This window comes from Pseudomonas izuensis, from assembly GCF_009861505.1.
In the GTDB taxonomy this organism is placed as follows: Bacteria; Pseudomonadota; Gammaproteobacteria; order Pseudomonadales; family Pseudomonadaceae; genus Aquipseudomonas; species Aquipseudomonas izuensis.
Genome location: NZ_WTFT01000012.1, coordinates 16,410 through 33,721 on the forward strand (window position 1 = coordinate 16,410; position 17,312 = coordinate 33,721).

General features: G+C 63.0%; 12 protein-coding genes. All 12 read right to left on the reverse strand.

Annotated features, from left to right (window positions below; translation table 11 throughout):
* Nucleotide 1 precedes the first annotated feature (1 nt).
* A complete protein-coding gene (locus tag GPL81_RS12215; protein ID WP_160106911.1) occupies nt 2-829 on the reverse strand; it encodes an ABC transporter permease in 828 nt (275 codons plus the stop codon).
* 3 nt (nt 830-832) lie between these two features.
* Nucleotides 833-1,792 (reverse strand): ABC transporter permease, encoded by a 960-nt coding sequence (locus GPL81_RS12220; RefSeq protein ID WP_160106912.1) that lies wholly within the window; start codon nt 1,790-1,792, stop codon nt 833-835.
* Between the two features lie 171 nt (nt 1,793-1,963).
* Nucleotides 1,964-3,565, reverse strand: coding sequence for an ABC transporter substrate-binding protein (locus GPL81_RS12225; protein ID WP_160106913.1), 1,602 nt, complete (start codon nt 3,563-3,565; stop codon nt 1,964-1,966).
* Between the two features lie 97 nt (nt 3,566-3,662).
* Entirely contained in the window at nt 3,663-5,078 is a 1,416-nt protein-coding gene (locus tag GPL81_RS12230; RefSeq protein WP_160106914.1) for an aldehyde dehydrogenase family protein, read from the reverse strand.
* Nucleotides 5,071-6,261: a pyridoxal phosphate-dependent aminotransferase gene (locus GPL81_RS12235; protein WP_096511641.1), complete on the reverse strand. Its 1,191-nt coding sequence runs from the start codon at nt 6,259-6,261 to the stop codon at nt 5,071-5,073. The genes GPL81_RS12230 and GPL81_RS12235 overlap by 8 nt, the downstream gene beginning before the upstream one ends.
* Before the next feature lie 30 nt (nt 6,262-6,291).
* Nucleotides 6,292-7,899 (reverse strand): 5-guanidino-2-oxopentanoate decarboxylase, encoded by a 1,608-nt coding sequence (locus tag GPL81_RS12240; protein WP_160106915.1) that lies wholly within the window; start codon nt 7,897-7,899, stop codon nt 6,292-6,294.
* Nucleotides 7,900-7,909: 10 nt separating this feature from the next.
* On the reverse strand, nt 7,910-10,009 hold the full coding sequence (locus tag GPL81_RS12245; protein ID WP_160106916.1) for an acetate--CoA ligase family protein: 2,100 nt from the start codon (nt 10,007-10,009) through the stop codon (nt 7,910-7,912).
* A gap of 18 nt (nt 10,010-10,027) precedes the next feature.
* The gene (locus tag GPL81_RS12250) at nt 10,028-11,188 is read right to left on the reverse strand and encodes an acyl-CoA dehydrogenase family protein (protein WP_096511643.1); all 1,161 of its coding nucleotides are present in this window, start codon (nt 11,186-11,188) and stop codon (nt 10,028-10,030) included.
* 86 nt (nt 11,189-11,274) lie between these two features.
* Complete coding sequence (locus GPL81_RS12255) at nt 11,275-12,066, reverse strand: enoyl-CoA hydratase/isomerase family protein (RefSeq protein ID WP_096511644.1); 792 nt, start codon at nt 12,064-12,066, stop codon at nt 11,275-11,277.
* A gap of 452 nt (nt 12,067-12,518) precedes the next feature.
* Nucleotides 12,519-13,931, reverse strand: coding sequence for an amino acid permease (locus GPL81_RS12260; protein WP_160106917.1), 1,413 nt, complete (start codon nt 13,929-13,931; stop codon nt 12,519-12,521).
* Between the two features lie 344 nt (nt 13,932-14,275).
* A complete protein-coding gene (locus GPL81_RS12265; protein ID WP_160106918.1) occupies nt 14,276-16,546 on the reverse strand; it encodes an ATP-binding protein in 2,271 nt (756 codons plus the stop codon).
* The gene (locus GPL81_RS12270) at nt 16,543-17,307 is read right to left on the reverse strand and encodes a substrate-binding periplasmic protein (RefSeq protein ID WP_160106919.1); all 765 of its coding nucleotides are present in this window, start codon (nt 17,305-17,307) and stop codon (nt 16,543-16,545) included. Before GPL81_RS12270 ends, GPL81_RS12265 begins: the two co-directional genes overlap by 4 nt.
* Between the last annotated feature and the right edge of the window lie 5 nt (nt 17,308-17,312).

Here is a 17,312-nt window from a genome sequence, read left to right on the forward strand (position 1 = left end):
TTCAGCACTCCTTGAGGCCGCTGGATTTGTGCAGCATCCAGTCGACGACGAAATTGACGCTCACCGTGATCAGCGCCACGGCCAGGGCGGGCAGCAACGGGCTGATGTCGCCAAAGGTGATCAGTACGGCGTTGTCGCGCACCATGCTGCCCCAGTCGGCGGTGGGCGGTTGAATGCCCAGGCCGAGGAACGACAGCGCACTGATGAACAGGAACACGAAGCAGAAGCGCAGGCCAAATTCGGCAATCAACGGCGCCGCCGCGTTCGGCAGCACTTCGCGGGTCACCAGCCACCACAAGCCTTCACCGCGCAGGCGCGCCGCTTCGACGAAGTCCTGCACCACCACGTTCATCGCCACCGCCCGTGACAGGCGGAATACCCGGGTTGCATCCAGCAGCGCGATCACCAGCACCAGCGACGTCGCCGTGGTGCCGACCACGCTGAGAATCAGCAAGGCGAAGATCAGTTGTGGAATCGCCATCAGGATGTCCACCACCCGAGACAGGCCCTGATCGATCGCGCCGCCCTTGATCGCCGCGATCAGACCGCTCAGGCCACCCAGCAGAAACGCCAGCATCGTGGTCAGGAACGCGATGCCCAACGTATTGCGCGCGCCGTAGACCAGACGGCTGAACATGTCGCGCCCCAGATTGTCGGTGCCCAACAGGAACTGCCCTCCCCACGGGGCGAAGCCCTCGCCCACCACCTGGGTCTCGCCGAACGGTGCCAATACCGGTGCGAACACGGCCACCAGGATGTACAGCGCGATCACCAGCAGCCCGAATTTGGCGCTCAGCGGCGCCCGCACTATTTGTTTCAAAAGGCTCATGGCTTACCCCTTCGGATGCATCAGGCGTGGGTTGCTGGCGATGGACAGCACATCGGCACTGGTATTGAGCAGGATGTAGGTCGCTGCGAAGATCAGGCTGCAGGCCTGCACCACCGGGATGTCACGCTTGGCCACCGAGTCCACCAGCAACTGGCCGAGCCCCGGATAGACGAACACCACTTCGACCACCACCACACCGACCACCAGGTACGCCAGGTTCAATGCCACCACGTTGACGATGGGCGCCAAGGCATTGGGCAGGGCATGGCGGAAGATAATCCGCGACTGGCTGATGCCCTTGAGCCGGGCCATTTCGATGTACGGGCTGGCCAGCAGGTTGATCAGGGAGGCGCGGGTCATGCGCATCATCTGCGCGATCACCACCAGGCTCAGGGTTGCGACCGGCAGTACCGAGCGCTCAAGGACTTCGCCCAGGGAGGCATTCGGCGACAGGTTGGAAATGCTCGGGAACCAGTTGAGCTTGACCGCGAACACCAGGATCAGGATGTAGGCGACGAAGAACTCAGGGAACGACACCGCGCTCAGGGCCGAGGTATTGAGCAAGCGGTCGAACCAGCTGTTGCGATACAACGCGGCGAGCATCCCCAGCAGCAAGGCCAGCGGCACTGACACCAGTGCGGCCAGCAGCGCCAGGCTGAAGGTGTTGCCCAGACGCGTACCCACCAGTTCGGCGATGGGCCGCTGGTTGGCCAGCGACACGCCGAGGTCACCTTGCAGCAGGTGCCAGATCCAGTGCCCGAAGCGGGTCAGCGGCGGCAGGTCCAGCCCCAGTTGCGCCCGGTACGCCGCCACGGTTTCCGGGGTGGCGGACTGGCCGAGCATGGCCTGGGCGATATCGCCCGGGAGCATGCCGACCGCGAGAAAAATGATCACTGACACCGCAAACAGCGATAACAGCCCCAATGCCAAACGCTGAAGTAGCAACTTTAAAATACTATTCACCGCGCAATTCCTTAAATGGGCACACTCACGAAGACGCACACATAACCTGTGGGAGCTGGCTTGCCAGCGATGGCGTCACAACAGCCAGCATTGATGTTGACTGACACACCGCTATCGCTGGCAAGCCAGCTCCCACAGGGATCTTCATTGTCCTGAAAACCGCGACCGGCCTTACGCCTGCCACCACCGCTCAATCACCCGCAGGCCATCCAGCTCGCCATAGGGCGCAGTCTGCCCACCATGCGCGACGCGGTTGGAGCGCGCCGCCACGGAACTGGCGAACAACGGCACGATGGCCCCGCCGTCATCCCGGCACAGCGCCTGCATTTCGTTGTACATCTCGCGGCGCAGCGGGTCGTTCATTTCGCCGCGGGCGGCGTTGAGCAGTTGGTTAAAGCGTGGGTTGTCCCAGTGGGTTTCGTTCCACGCCGCGCCCTTGGCGTAACCGATGCTGAACATGCGGTCGGCGGTCAGGCTGCTGTACCAGAACGAGGTGGTGAAGGGCTGCTTCATCCAGACGTTGGAGAAGAAACCGTCGGCCGGTTCCCGCACCACGTCTATGTCGATCCCGGCCGCACGTGCCTGTTCCTTGAACAGCACCGAGGCGTCGACGGCGCCGGTGTACGCCGCGTCGGAGGCTTGCAGGCGCACCTTCAGCGAATCCAGCCCGGCCTTTTTCAGGTAGAAACGCGACTTGTCCGGGTCGTAGCTGCGTTGCTCCAAAGCGGTGTTGATGAAGCGGCTGCCGGGCTGGATCGGATGATCGTTGCCCACCAGGCCATAGCCGTACAGCACCGAAGCCAACAGGGTTTCACGGTTGATCGCGTGCTTCATCGCCATGCGCACGTCGTTGTTCTGGAACACCTGGCTGTCGGTGAGCATCGGGAAGGTGTAGTGCTGGGCACCCTTGGTTTCTTCGATCACCAGGTTCGGGTTGCGCTTGAGCAACGCCACGGTTTTCAGATCGACCTTGTTGATCACGTCCACTTGCCCGGTGACCAGCGCATTGACCCGCGCCGCGCCGTCGGCGATGGCAATCAGTTCGGCACCGGCGAAGTGCGCGCGCCCGGCTTTCCAGTAATCGGGGCTACGTTCCAGGGTCATGCGCACGCCCGGCTCGAAATCCTTGAGGCGATAGCCGCCGGTGCCGACACCGGCCTGCCAGTCTGCCACCCCGTCCTTGCTCGGCATGATCACCAGGTGATAGTCGGCGACCACATACGAGAAATCAGCGTTGCCCGAATGCAGTTCGAACACCACGCTGTCGCTGCCATTGGCGCTGACCTTGGCCACGTCGCCCAATACGGTCTTGGCCGCCGAGGTGGATTTTTCCCCGAGGTGATGCTGGATCGAGGTGACCACGTCATCGGCGGTCAGGGTCTTGCCGTTGTGGAAGGTCACGCCCTGGCGCAGCTTGAAGGTCCAGACACGGGCGTCCGGGGTCGAGGTCCAGCTTTCCGCCAGCTCGGGAATAGCCGTGCCGTCCACGGCAATTTCGGTCAGGGTGTTATAGACCGCCGAGAAACCGACGAAGGTAAAGGTGTCGCTCCAGGAGCCCGGATCTTTCGAGTCGGTGGTGCTGCCACCGGCCAGGCCCAGGCGCAACACGCCACCGGGTTTTGGCGTGGCTTCTGCAGCGAAGGCACCCAACGGCAGGCCCATGGAGAACGCCCCGGCCATCGCCGCTGCTGCCGCGCTGTACTTTAAAAAGTCGCGACGCGGGAAACTGAATTCATGGTTCGCTTGAGTAATCTTGTTTTTGTTATCGCTCATTGCATTGCCCCTGATAAAGACTAATGAAATACCCGTTCAAAGCCACGCAAGACACCGGGCCAGGGCCCGGTGCGCAAAACACTTGAATCGTTGACGGTCACACCTGAATCGCCTTCACTTCGACGAATTCGTTGAGCCCCTCTTCCCCCCATTCACGTCCATTACCCGACTGCTTGTAGCCACCGAACGGCGCCTGATAATTGAACGCCGCGCCATTCAGGAAACACTGGCCCGCCCGCAGTTGTCGCCCCAGTTCCAGCGCCCGCCCGGTACTGCCGGCCCAGACGCCGCTGGACAGGCCGAACGGCGAGTCGTTGGCAATCTGGATCGCCTGTGCCTCATCGTCATAAGGGATCAGGCACAACACCGGGCCGAAGATTTCTTCCTGGGCGATGCGCATGCTGTTGTCGACATCGGCGAACAGCGTCGGGCTGACGTAGTAGCCCCTTTCGAATTCCGGCAACCCATCGCCGCCGCACAGCAAGCGTGCGCCTTCCTCCTGGCCGACCTTGATGTAATCGAGCACGGTGCGGCGTTGCCCGGCCGAGCACATCGGGCCGAGGAAGCTTTGTGGATCGAGCGGATCGCCCATTTTCAGGCTCAGGGTTTCCTCCAGCGCAATTGCAACCGCTTCGGCATAACGGCTGGCCGGCAGCAACATGCGGGTCAGCGCGGTGCAGGTCTGGCCGGAGTTGATCATCACGTCCTGCACGCCATAGCGCACCGCGGCGTCCAGATCGGCATCTTCGGCAATCAGCAGTGCCGACTTGCCGCCCAGTTCCAGGCACACCCGCTTCACCGAGGGTGCCGCTGCCTGGGAGACCCGCACGCCCGCGCCGGTGGAACCGGTGAACGACACCATGTCCACGTCCGGGTGCCTGGCCAGGGCTTCGCCGACCTTCGAGCCCGGCCCGCTGACCAGGTTGAACACGCCGGCCGGCAGGCCGATGTCTTCGATCATCTGCGCCAGCAAAAACGCGTGCAGCGGCGTTTCCTGGCTCGGCTTGACCACCACCGTGCAACCGGCGGCCAGTGCTGGCGCAAGCTTGCCGATCAATTGGTGCAGCGGGTAATTCCACGGGTTGATGAACGCGCAGACGCCCACCGCCTCGCGGATCACCAGCGAGTTGCCGACTTCGCGTACTTCGTCCATCAAACCGGCCAGTTCGATGTACTGCTCCAGGCCCATGATCGGCCCGTCTACCTGTACCGAACGACTCCACTGCACCGGCATGCCCAGTTCAGTGGTGATCACCGCCGCCATTTCATCGGCGCGGGCTTTCAGTTGTTCGGTCAAGGCGCGGATATAACCGGCGCGCACGCTGGATGGCGTACGCGACCATGGCCCAAAGGCCTTGCGCGCCGCCGCCACGGCGTTATCGACATCGCGCTCATCGCCCAGCGGCACGCGGCCGGCGACTTCTTCGGTGGCCGGGTTGATGACTTCGGCGACGCCTTGGCCAGACGTGGTTTGCCAGCGCCCGTCAATAAACAGTGTCTTGTGATCAAGCATGAACCTGAGCCTCCATCAATTCCTGTGCACAACGGGCAATGCGCTGGCAGGCATCGCGCAAGGGCGCGGCACCTACCACCAGCCCGAGGCGGATATGTCCGGCAGCGCTCGGACCAAAAGCTTCACCGGCCAGCACCGAAACGCCATGACGATCCAGCAGTCGATCAGCGAATGCCTGGGCGCTGAGCCCGGTTTCGCGGATATCGACCATCACGAACATACCGCCATCGGGCTTCAAAGCACGCACGCCGGGGCAACCGGCCAGGTTTTCGCAAACCAGGTCGCGACGCTGGCGATAGGCTTCGCGCATGGCGTCCAGCTCCGGCAGCTGGCTTTCCAGCGCCACCACGGCAGCGTCCTGAATGAAGTCCGGTGAGCCGTAGAGCATGCACAACGCGAGGTTTTCCAGGTGCGCGGACAAGGATGGCGGCGCCACCACCCAGCCGACGCGCCAACCGGTCATGGCGTGGGATTTCGACAAGCTGTTGAGGGTCGCGGTGCGCTCGGCCATGCCCGGCAAACTTGCCGGGCTGACGTGTTCGCCGTCGAACAGCAGCTCGCTGTAGACCTCGTCGGATATCAGCCACAGGTCGTGGGCGATGCACAGTTCGGCCAGGGCTTGCCAGGTGCTGCGCGGCAGGCTTGCCCCCGACGGATTGTGCGGGCTGTTCAGCGCCAGGGCGCGGGTGCGCGGGGTGATACGAGCGGCGACGTCTTCGGGCTGCACGCGGAAACCGTTCTCCGAACGCACCGGCACGGGCACCACCACCGCACCGCAGGCACCGAATACGGCCTCGTAGGTGACGTACATCGGTTCGGCGACGATCACTTCATCGCCCGGATTGAGCACGCACTGGGCCACGCTGAACAGCGCGCATTGCGCCCCGGCCAGTACCGTGACCTCGTCGGCTGTCACCGGTTGGCCACTGCGTTGCCGGTGGCGTTTGGCGATGGCTTCGCGCAAGGCACGCTTGCCGCGCACCTCGGCGTAGTGGGTGTTGCCGGACAACAAGCTGTCGATGGCGCCCTGCACGATCGGTTGCGGCGTGTCGAAATCCGGGTCGCCCACCGACAACAGCAGAATGTCCTTGCCCTGCTCCATCATGGCCAGCGCACGGTAGTGAATATCCCAGGCGGCAGCGCCGTCACCGGCGATACGTTGGGTCAGATCGGAAAAGCGCATCGCACTATCCCCTCTTCAAAAAGTTGAATATCACCGAACGCAGGCATGCTTGAGTTCGATCAGGGTGACGCCATTGCGATTGAAGCCATGGCGCAGGTCGGTTTGCAGTTCCGCGAGGTTCTGCGGCTGGCTCACGGTGCAACCGAAGGCGCGACCCAGGGCGGCGAAGTCCGGATTGCGCGGCAGCACGCCGATGGGCTCGATATCGAGGCCAATCATGTCGTCGCGAATCTGCCCCAGGGCATCGTTGTTCCACAGCAACACCACCAGCGGACTGTCCAGCTCCTCGACCGCCGTCGCCAGTTCCTGCGCGGTGTAGAGGAAACCACCGTCACCCACCAGCACCAGCCCCGGACGTTGCGGCGCGCCGAACTTGGCGCCGATCCCGGCCGGCAAGCCGTACCCCAAAGTGCCGTAGCCGGTCGGGTGCAACCAGCTGCGGGTGGCCTGGCTGGCATAGGCGTAGTTGCCGGTGTAGGCCAGTTGGGTCATGTCGGTGCTGATGAAGGCGTTGGCCGGCAGCTCGGCGGCGATGCGTTGCAAAATCGCCTGATGGATCGATTGCAACGGACCATGACCGGCCTGAATGGCTTCACGCAGTGCCGCGACTTTGGCGATGGCCGCATCGGCGTTGCGTACATCTGCCGACAGGCGTTCCAGCAAAGCCGCGAGCGTCTGCTGCGCGTCACCTTGCAGTGCCACGGCGCATGGGTAGAAATCGTTGAACTTGCGCGGATCGATGTCCACGCGCAGCACTTCACCAGTAAGCGGCAGGCGTTCGCGCCAGAAATCGGTGTCGGCCATCTCCGTGCCAACTGCCAGCACCACATCGGCCTCGGCGATGAGGTCCCAGCCCGGTTCCACGCACAGCGATGAACCGGCATTGAGCGGCGCGTCCGGTGGCAGCAGGCCTTTGCCGGCGACGCTGGTGAACAGCGGCGCGGCCAGACGGGTGCTCAGTTCCTGCAACTGCGCTGCGGCATTCAAGGCACCGCCACCGGCGATGATCATCGGCCGTTTCGCGCTGTGCAGTTTGGCCACGGCTTCGTCCAGCACGGTCGAAGCCGGGGTACCGCGACCCGGACGGCGCACCACTTCGTTGCTCCAGTCGCGGGCGACCGGTGCCGACAGCACGTCGAGCGGCACCGAGATGTGCACCGGGCGCGGACGCTCGCTGTCGAACACCGCGTAGGCACGGGCGATCAGTTCCGGCAGGTCTTCGGCGGTCAGGGCCACCGCCGAGAATGCGGTGATCGGCGCGGTCATCGCGCGCTGATCCTGGCACTCGTGCAGGATGCCCCAGCCCTTGCCGAGGCTGGCGGTGTGGTTGACGCTGGAAATCACCAGCATCGGAATCGAGTCGGCGTAGGCCTGGCCGATGCCGGTGGCGGCGTTGGTCACGCCGGGGCCGGTGATAACGAAACACACGCCGGGCTTGCCGCTGACCCGCGCATAACCGTCGGCCATGAAGCTGGCGCCCTGCTCATGGCGGGTCAGCACATGGTGAATGCCGCTGCCGGGAAGGCCGCGATACAGCTCCAGGGTGTGCACGCCGGGAATGCCGAACACGGTGTCTACGCCGTAGTTGGCCAGCAGGCGCACCAGCGCCTGGCCACCGGTCAAGGTTTTGCTTTGCATGTTCAGGTCCTCACGCATGGGCGATGCGAATCAACGCATCGACCGCGGTCGTGCCATCGGCACCGACCAACAATGGGTTCACATCGAGTTCGAGCAATTGCGCGGCGTTTTCGCAGGCGTAATCGGCGACCGCTCGTATCGCTGCTACCAGCGAATCCAGATCCGCCGCCTCGCGACCACGGAAGCCTTGCAGCAACGGGGCGCTGCGCAGGCTCAGCAAGGCCTGGCGAATCGCGCCGTCGGTGGTTGGCAGCAGCAGGTTGCGACTGTCCTTGAGCAGCTCCACCAGAATGCCGCCGGCGCCAATCACCAGGGCCAGGCCGAAATCGTTTTCACGCTTGATGCCGACGATCAGCTCCGCCAGTGGTGGCTTGGCCATCGGTTCCAGCAGCAGTTGATCGAAGGGCACGTGCGGCGCGTACGCCTTGATGCTGGCGCGCATCTTGTCCAGCGCGGCGCTCAGGGCTGCGTCGTCCTTGAGGTTCAGTGCCACGGCACCGGCTTCGGTCTTGTGCGGCAATTGCGCGCTGACCGCCTTGAGCACCAGCGGATAATCCAAGGCGTTGGCGTCCTTGAGCGCCTTGTCTGGCGTACTCAACACCCCGTTGGGCGTCGGCAGGCCAAAGGCACGCAGGGCCTGTTTGGAATCCCATTCATTGAGCAACTGCCCTTCGCCTTCCAGTGCCTGCGGGCTGAGCGGTACCAGTGCCGATTCACCGAGGGCCAACAAGGCTTGACGATTGCGCTGGTAACCGGCGATGCGGCCCCACGCCGCCAAGCCGTCTTCGACACCCTGCAATGCCGCCACGCCCTGGGCATGCAAGCGCTCACGGGCGTGAGGCGGCAGCAGTTCCGGGAAGGCCGAGGTGACGAAACCGGTCTTGCCATGACGCTCCAGCGCCTTGCAGTACAGGTCCAGCAGCAGGTCGCACTCCTTGCGCTCGCCGGTAAATTCCGCCGGGTAGTCGAGCACCAGCATCGCCGCATCGGCTTCTGTGCGCAGGGCGCTGTCGAGCATGCGGTTCAACGCTTCGCCGTCACCCCAGATCGCCGTGGTGAAGTCCAGCGGGTTGACCAGGTTGGCGTAGCTCGGCAGCACCTGCGCCAGTTCGCCGACTTGTCCTTCGTCGAGTTTCGGCAGGCTCAGGTCATTGCGTTCGGCGTAGTCGGCAATGAAACCGGCATCGCCACCGGAACAGGCCAGCGCGATCAGGCTGTTGCCCGCTGGCAGGTTGCCGCAGGCCGCGGCTTTCAGGGTCTCTACAAAACTCACCGGGCCACTGACGCGGATCACCCCGAGGCGCGCAAACAGCGCGTCGTACAAGGCGTCGGAGCCGGACAACGAACTGGTGTGACTCAGGGCCAGTTCGGCACCGATCTGCGACACGCCGGTTTTCAACGCGATGATCGGAATGCCCTTCTCCAGCGCCTTGTGCGCGGCACGGGCGAAACCCGGTACGTTCTTCAGGCCTTCCAGATGCAGGCCGATGGCGGTGACCCGTGGCTCGTCGAGCAGCACGTCCATCAGTTCGGCCACGCCCAATTGCGCCTGATTGCCCACCGAGGCCATGTAGGCCACCGGCAGCGAGCGGTCGCTCATGGACAGGTTGTAGGCAAAGTTGCCGCTCTGGGTCAGCACCGCCACGCCCTTCTCCACCGCTTTGCCGCCGTGGGCCACCGGCCACAGCGCGGAGCTGTGCAGGTAGTCGAGCAGGCCATAGCAGTTGGGGCCGAGCAAGGCCATGTCGCCGGCGGCTTCAAGCAATTGCTGTTGCAGAGCCTGCCCTTCGGCGCCGGTTTCGGCAAAACCCGAGGCGTAGCAAATGGCGCCGCCGGTGCCGATGGCGGCGAGTTCGGCGACGCAGGTCAGGGTCAGGTCGCGGTTGGTGGCGATGAACACCGCGTCCGGTCCGCAAGGCAAATCGGCAATGTTGCGCACGCAGGGCACGCCTTCAAGGACGTCGTGCTGCGGGTTGACCAGCCACATTTGCCCAGGGTAGCCGCCATCGGCGCAGCGCTTGAGGGCGCGGGCCATGCTACGGCCACCGACGAAGGCCACGTGGCGTGGGGCAAGCATGCGCTTGAGGTTGTCACGAATGGTTTGCAACATGGGAATTCTCCGGACCAATCAGCGCAGCAGCGGCCGCAGCAGCTCACGGGAAATGATGTGGCGCTGGATCTCCGAAGTGCCTTCCCAGATCCGCTCGATCCGCGCGTTGCGCCAGATGCGTTCCACCGGACCTTCGTCCATCAGGCCCATGCCACCAAAGATCTGTACCGCCTCATCGGCCGCGCGGCCCAGCACTTCGCTGGCGAACAGCTTGGCCATGCCGGCCTCGCCATCGGTCATGGTGCCCTGATCCATCTTCCACGCGGTGTGCAGGGTCAGCAGTTCGGCGGCGCGAATTTGCGTGGCCATGTCCGCCAGCTTGAAGGACACGCCCTGATAGGTGCCGATCGGCTGGCCGAACTGTTTGCGGTCCGCCGCCCATTGCAGCGACACGTCCAGCGCCCGTTGCGCCTGGCCGACGCAGTTGGCGGCGACCATCACTCTGCCTGCGGTCAGCCAGGCGTTGGCCACGTCCCAGCCCTTGCCGACTTCGCCCAGCACTTTGGAGGCGGGTACGCGGCAGTCGTCGAAGAACATTTCGAAGGTGTGATAGCCACGGTTGCTCACGCATTTCGGCCCACGGCGAATAGTCATGCCGGGGGTATTGCGGTCGACCAGGAACGAGGTCACGGCGTTGCGCTTCTTGCCGTTGTGCTCGTAGGTGTCGGTGACGGCGAAGACGATGGCGAAGTCGGCGTGGCCGGCGTGGCTGATGAAGTGCTTGCTGCCGTTGAGGATGAAGTCGTCGCCGTCACGCACGGCGCGGGTCTTGATAGCGTTGGCGTCGGAGCCGGCGCCCGGCTCGGTGAGGGCGAAGCAATCGATCTTCTCGCCCTGGATGCATGGCAACAGGTAGTCGTTGATCTGCTCGCCCTTGCAAGCCATGAGGATTTTCGACGGCCGCGCGACAAACACGTGCAGCGCCCAGGAGACCTTGGACAACTCGCGCTCGATCAGTGCCTGGGACAGGTAATCCAGACCGCCACCGCCCACCTCTTCCGGCATGTTGAACGCGTAGAAACCGGCGGCAATCGCCTTGCCGCGAATCTGCGCCGCCAGCTCCGGGGAGACCTCATCGGCGCGATCGACCTGATCTTCATAGGGCAGCAGTTCCTTTTCGACAAAACTGCGTACCGCGTCCACCAACATTTCTTGTTCTTGGGTCAGTTGGAAATTCATGGTGCTACCTGTTGTTCGTTTGCAAAGATTGGTTTGCGAGGCTGAAGGTGATCGCTGGCAAGCCAGCTCCTACAGGTCGGCTTGGCTTATCGACCAATGAAGCGTGCCGGGCGTTTTTCCATGGCGGCGCGCAGGGCTTCGTTGCCGTCTTCGCTGCGACCGCACAACAGGCCGGCAGCCAGTTCCGCCTGCAGTTGCTCGGGCAGGCTGCGGTCGGCGCCTTCGCGCATGAGTTTCTTGGTCTGGGCAAAGGCAAAGGTCGGACCGGCGGCCAGGCGCGAGGCGAGTTCACTGGCGGCGGTCAGCAACTGATCGTCGGCGCAGACATCACTGACCAGGCCGGCGTCCAGGGCACGGTCGGCGCCCCACAATTCGTCGAGAAACAGCAGGCGCTTGGCCTGCTCGACCCCGATCAGCCGTGGCAGGTGCCAACTGGCGCCGGCGTCCGGCGAGTACGCCATGCTGGTGTAACCGGCCTTGAACCGTGCCGATTGCCCGGCGATGCGCAGGTCGCAGCACAGGGTCAGGTCCATGCCCGCGCCGACGGCGGTGCCGTTGATGGCGGCGATGGTGGGTTTTTCCAGGCTGTGCAGGCGCGTCATCAGGGCGTGGGCGGTTTCAGTCCAGCCGTAGGTTTCCAGCGCGCCCCGGGCTTCGGCTTCGGCCCATTCATCGAGGTCGGCCCCGGCACAGAAACTGCGGCCACTGCCGGTCAGCACCACCACGCGGACCGCAGGGTCGGCGTTATAGGTGTCGAGCAACGCGTGCAGGTTTTTCAGCGTCGGGATGTCCAGCGCATTGCGCTGAGCGGTGCGATTGAGGGTGATCCAGGCAACGCCTGCTTCGACCTGACTGAGCAGCGAATCGTGAGTAGTCATGCGAGTCCCCGAATTATTGTGATTGGTCTGAGGTGTTGCGACTTGAGGCCATACTAAACGAGTGTTCAGTAAGGCGGCAATTGGTGGCGAAATAAGCTGTAACAGGCCGATTAATCGTTTAGCTCATTGTTTTAATTACGTTTTTTATAGATAGACGATCTTTGGCCACTATCTCTGTTACAACTTCGAACAACTGCCCACACGGTGGCGCAAAAACGCTCAACACCGCCCATGACTGACCCACCGCCTTCAACTGTAGGAGCAAAGCTTGCTCGCGATAGCGCAATGTCAGGCGATTCGAAAGTGCGGCCGCCAATGCCATCGCGAGCAAGCTTTGCTCCTACAGAAGCGAGCCTGCTCGCGATGGCGGCGTCACATTCAACATCTCTGTTGATTGTTGAACCGCAATCGCGAGCAGGCTCGCTCCTACAGGGATGTGCTAAATCATGGGATCAGGCGCTCGGCAAACTCGGCGCCAACACCTCTTCACGCTTGCGATGGAACAGAAAGTACGCGCCATAGCACAGCGCAATAAAGCCAAAGCCCCAGTACAGCGATGGTCGCTGGGTTTCATCCAGTGCCAGGAACACGAACAACGAGCAGCACAGGGTGATGCACATCAGCGGCAGCACCGGGAACCATGGGGCGCGGTATTTCAGGTCGCTGAGTTTGCCGCCGTCGCGCAGGTAGGCCTTGCGGAATTTGTATTGGGCCAAGGCGATGACGATCCAGGTCACCGTGCCGGACATGCCGCTCACCGCCATCAGCACCATGAACAAGGTGTCCGCCGCGACGAAGCTGGTCATCAGCGACACCAGGGCAAAGCACAGGGTGATGCTCAAGGCACGCAGCGGTACGCCACGCTTGCTCAACGGCGACAGGCTTTTCGGCGCCATACCGGTTTTCGACATCGCCCAGAGGATGCGGGTCGAGGCATACAAGCCAGAGTTGCCCACCGACAGAATCGCGGTGAGGATCACGAAGTTCATCAGGTCGGCGGCATAGGGAATGCCGACCATGTCGAACACCTGCACGAACGGACTTTCCATCAGCCCCGCCTGCTGCCACGGCACGATGGCCGACAGCACGATGATTGCCAGCACATAGAAAATCAGCACGCGGAACACCACGTTGCGTACCGCGCGCGGGATGCTTTTTTCCGGCTGGTCGGTTTCGCCGGCGGCCACGCCCATGATCTCGCAGCCCTGGAACGCGTAGACCACGGTCATCATCACCGCGAACACGGCGGACATACCGTTGGGAAACAGCGAATCGCCGATCAGGTTGGTCGCCATCGGCGCCGGTGCGCCACTGCTCAGCGGCATCACGCCGAAGATCACCAGCACACCAACGACGATGAAACCGAGAATCGCCGCGACCTTGATCCCGGAGAACCAGTATTCCGCCTCACCGAAGGCGCGGGTCGCCATGGCGTTGATGCCGAACAGCACCACCACGAACAGCGCCGACCAGTACCAGATCGGCACCGCCGGGAACCAGCGGGTCATCAGCATGCCGGCGGCGGTGAACTCCAGGCCGACGGTGGTCGCCCAGCTCATCCAGTACACCCAGCCGATCATGAAGCCGGTGGCCGGGCCGATGAATTTCGTGGCGTGGGTCTGGAACGAACCGGAGACTGGCATCTGCACCGACAGTTCGCCCAGGCAGACCATCACCAGGTACATCAGGAAACCGGCCACCAGATACGCCAGAATCGCCCCCACCGGGCCGCCCTGGTTGATGGTCACGCCGGAGCCCATGAACAGCCCGGTGCCGATCACACCGCCCAACGACAGCATGAAGATGTGCCGGCTTTTCAGGGCACGGGTCAGTTGGATGCCTTTACGATCAGTGTTTTCGTTCATGTCGGCACCTCAGCAGTCAGTGAGGGGCGCGGCGCATGACAGGAGGTCATGGCTCGGGGAGGGATCAGCTTTACGGTAATTCATTATTATTATCTCCAATAAGCTTCGAAGACCGCGCTGCGGCGGTTGCGTCGATTATTGGAAAGCCATGTAAGGCCCTGTTGTACGTAAAGATCAAAGATGTAAAAAGTCGTAACAACCTTGTACACCTGCACCACAACACGCAATCCCCTGTAGGAGCGAGCCTGCTCGCGATTGCGGTGGGTCAGTCGACATCAATGTTGAATGTTAAACCGCCATCGCGAGCAGGCTCACTCCTACAGGGATAGGCGGTGTGCCTGGGATTATCGGGGCAACGTTCCCAGAAGGTCTTCGAGGATTTGCAGCGCCCGCTGCATTTGCGCCTGAACGGTCGGCGCCAGCCCGGGAATCGCCGATTCGTCGTTGTCCAGGGCCGCCGTTTCCAACTGGCGCAATACCGCCGCAAGCCCACGGAACCCCAAGGAATCACTGCTGCCGGCCAAACGATGGGCCAATTGCGCGACCTCCGTGCAATCGTCAGCCTCGATCGCTTCGTCCAGTGCTTCGCGATGTTGAAGGATCGAATCACGCAACACGGTCAACAGCCCCTGCACTTTCTGCTCACCGAGCAAGGTGCGATGGGTGTGCAGCAACGGCCAATCCATCGCCTCGTCCTCGACCACCGCCTCGGCGACCGTCGTCTGCCCCGCCAGCACCTGCCGCAGGTTCTCCAGCTTCAGCGGTTTGGCCAGAATGCCGTCCATGCCCGCATCCAGATAACCGCGAACCAACGCCGGTTGCACGCTGGCGGTCAGGGCGAAGATGCGGGTCTGGCGATTCGGTCCTTCGGTGCTGCGAATCCGCTTGCACAATTCGACGCCGCTCATTCCCGGCAGATGCACATCCAGCAGAATCAGATCGAAGACCCGCCCGGCACACTGCACCAACGCTTGCTCGGCATCGATGGCCAGCCACACCTGATGCCCGTCCCGTTGCAACAGCCCCTCGGCGACTTCGCGGTTTAGCGCCACATCCTCGACCACCAGTATGTCCAGTGCCGGGCCCGCTGCATGAACCGACGCGACGTCGATGACGCCGCTGGCCGGCTGCAAGGTCAGTTCGAACCAGAAACAACTGCCGCGCCCGACTTCGCTGCTGACGCCGATGCTGCCGCCCATGTGCTCCACCAGGTGTTTGCAGATCGCCAGCCCCAGCCCGGTGCCGCCAAAACGCTGCGCCACTTCTTCACTGGCCTGGGTGAACCGCTCGAAAATCTTCGCCTGCATCGCCGGGGCAATGCCGATGCCGTTGTCGGTGACGCTGACCCGCAGACGCTGCCCGTTCTGCGCTTCAGGCTGATCGAGCAACGCCACCTCGACGCTGACCTCGCCGCCTTCGGTGAACTTGATGGCATTGGCCAGCAAGTTGCTCAGCACCTGCCGCAAGAATTGTTCAGCGCCATTGTGATGTTCGGCCACCCGCTGATCGACCCGGCATTGCAAGAGTGTGTCGTTGTCCAGCGCCTTGGGTTCGAGCAGGGTCAGCACCTCGTCGAGCAACTGGCGAATCGAGAAATCCACCGGCTCGGGCAGGCTCGCGCCCTCCTCCAGCTTGGCGAAAAACAGCACTTCATTGAGGATGCTCAGCAAGCCCTCGCCGGCCTTGTGCAAGGCGTCCAGACGCTTGCTGTCCTGCGGGTCCAGACGGGCGCCGCGCAGCAACTCGGCCATGCCGAGAATGCCGTTGAGCGGTGTGCGCAGTTCGTGGCTCATGGTCGCCAGAAACCTCGACTTGGCCTGGTTGGCGGCTTCGGCTTCGTCCTTGGCGCGCATCAGGCTGGCGGTACGCCGCTCGACCCTGCGCAGCAATTCGTCGCGATTGTCCTGCAAGGCCAAGCGATCGGTTTCCCGGCGTTCGATGTCACTGAGGATCGCCCGGCGCATGTCATCCAGGGCGTGGGCCACGGTGTCGATTTCGTCTTCATGTGCGTTACGTCGTTTGTCCAGGCGCAGCGGCTCATGCCACTCACCAGCGGCAATGCGCCGGGCGAACCCGGCCATGACTTGCAGGTGCCGGGTGACCAGGCGGTAAAACAACCCGGACAGCGCAATCGCCAGGCCACACAAAAACGCCCCCATCCACAACAGGCTGGTCAGCCCGGTGGCGTACAGGCGCTGATACACCGCGCCCAGGTCGGTGCTGACTTCCAGCTCGCCGAGCTGGCGCAACGGGCCCGAAGGTGGTTGATAGTCCAGGGCAAAACGCTCGATGCGCAACGGGCCGACCGGGTCCGGGTTGCCTTGCAGCAAGTCGTAGTCGGGGCTGGTCAGGTGCACCCGCGCCACGTCGGAAAAATCCACCAGACCGCGCAATTGCACGTTCAACTGTTCCTGGTTCAGGTCCCACAGGCTGCGCTCCAGGCTCGCCAGATAGCCGGCGCGGATCAGCTCCATGCGCGAGTCGATCTCGCGCATTTCCCGGCGGTATTCGATGTACAGCTGCACGCTGCTGGCCAGCACGGTGAAGCACAGGCTGAACAACAGAATGAACAGCAGCAGGCGCCGCAGCAGTCCGCCGGGTCGAGCGCGAATCATTGGGCGTTGGCCGGCAGGTTGATCATGTCGCGGTAGGTGACTTCGCTTTCATTGAGCAGGCGCTCGATGTCGCCAGCGTCCACCATGCGTTGCAGCTGGGCGTTGATGTCCGGCATGCGCGCAGCCAGCGGCGAACGGCGCGACACGGCGATCCGCAGGTAATCCACGCTCAGGGCAGTGGGCAAGGCGACAATGTCTTGCGCGCCGGGCAGACTTTCCACGTACAACTGCCCGGTGCGACGTTCCTGGGTGATGAAATCAATGCGACCGCGAATCAGCTTGCCGAAGTTCTGGCGACTGTCCGAGACCCATTCGATGTTGTTGTTTTGCGCGACCATGCGATCGAACTCCACGCCGTAACTTTCACCGAACAGCAAGCCGCCACGGTAGTTGGCCAGATCCTGCAAGCGTTCGAATTTCACCGGGTGTTGGCGATTGATGAACAGCGCCACTTCCTCGCGCAGCACCGGTACCGTGGAAAACAACATGCTCTGTTCCCGCTGCACAGTGCTGTAGGCCAGCACCACGTCGACCCGGCCTTCGGCGGCGTCGAGCAGGCAGCGCTTCCAGTTGCCCAGCACCACCACCTCGACGTCGTAGCCCAATTGGCCGAACAGCTTTTTCACCACGCTCGGCGCCAGTCCTCGGACCTGTTTACCGTCGCTCCAGGAAATCGGCGGGTACACCGGGTAATCGCAATAGCGCACCTTTTCAGCCGCCAGCGCATAGCCGGACATCATCGGCAAAATCAACGCCAGCATCAGCC

What these genes read in the sequence shown, in the direction of transcription:
- GPL81_RS12255 (WP_096511644.1), bottom strand. Translation starts at nt 12,066, where the DNA reads ATGACTACTCACGATTCGCTGCTCAGTCAGGTCGAAGCAGGCGTTGCC.
- GPL81_RS12235 (WP_096511641.1), bottom strand. Translation starts at nt 6,261, where the DNA reads ATGCGCTTTTCCGATCTGACCCAACGTATCGCCGGTGACGGCGCTGCC.
- GPL81_RS12245 (WP_160106916.1), bottom strand. Translation starts at nt 10,009, where the DNA reads ATGTTGCAAACCATTCGTGACAACCTCAAGCGCATGCTTGCCCCACGC.
- GPL81_RS12260 (WP_160106917.1), bottom strand. Translation starts at nt 13,931, where the DNA reads ATGAACGAAAACACTGATCGTAAAGGCATCCAACTGACCCGTGCCCTG.
- GPL81_RS12270 (WP_160106919.1), bottom strand. Translation starts at nt 17,307, where the DNA reads ATGCTGGCGTTGATTTTGCCGATGATGTCCGGCTATGCGCTGGCGGCT.
- GPL81_RS12240 (WP_160106915.1), bottom strand. Translation starts at nt 7,899, where the DNA reads ATGCAAAGCAAAACCTTGACCGGTGGCCAGGCGCTGGTGCGCCTGCTG.
- GPL81_RS12215 (WP_160106911.1), bottom strand. Translation starts at nt 829, where the DNA reads ATGAGCCTTTTGAAACAAATAGTGCGGGCGCCGCTGAGCGCCAAATTC.
- GPL81_RS12230 (WP_160106914.1), bottom strand. Translation starts at nt 5,078, where the DNA reads ATGCTTGATCACAAGACACTGTTTATTGACGGGCGCTGGCAAACCACG.
- GPL81_RS12225 (WP_160106913.1), bottom strand. Translation starts at nt 3,565, where the DNA reads ATGAGCGATAACAAAAACAAGATTACTCAAGCGAACCATGAATTCAGT.
- GPL81_RS12265 (WP_160106918.1), bottom strand. Translation starts at nt 16,546, where the DNA reads ATGATTCGCGCTCGACCCGGCGGACTGCTGCGGCGCCTGCTGCTGTTC.
- GPL81_RS12250 (WP_096511643.1), bottom strand. Translation starts at nt 11,188, where the DNA reads ATGAATTTCCAACTGACCCAAGAACAAGAAATGTTGGTGGACGCGGTA.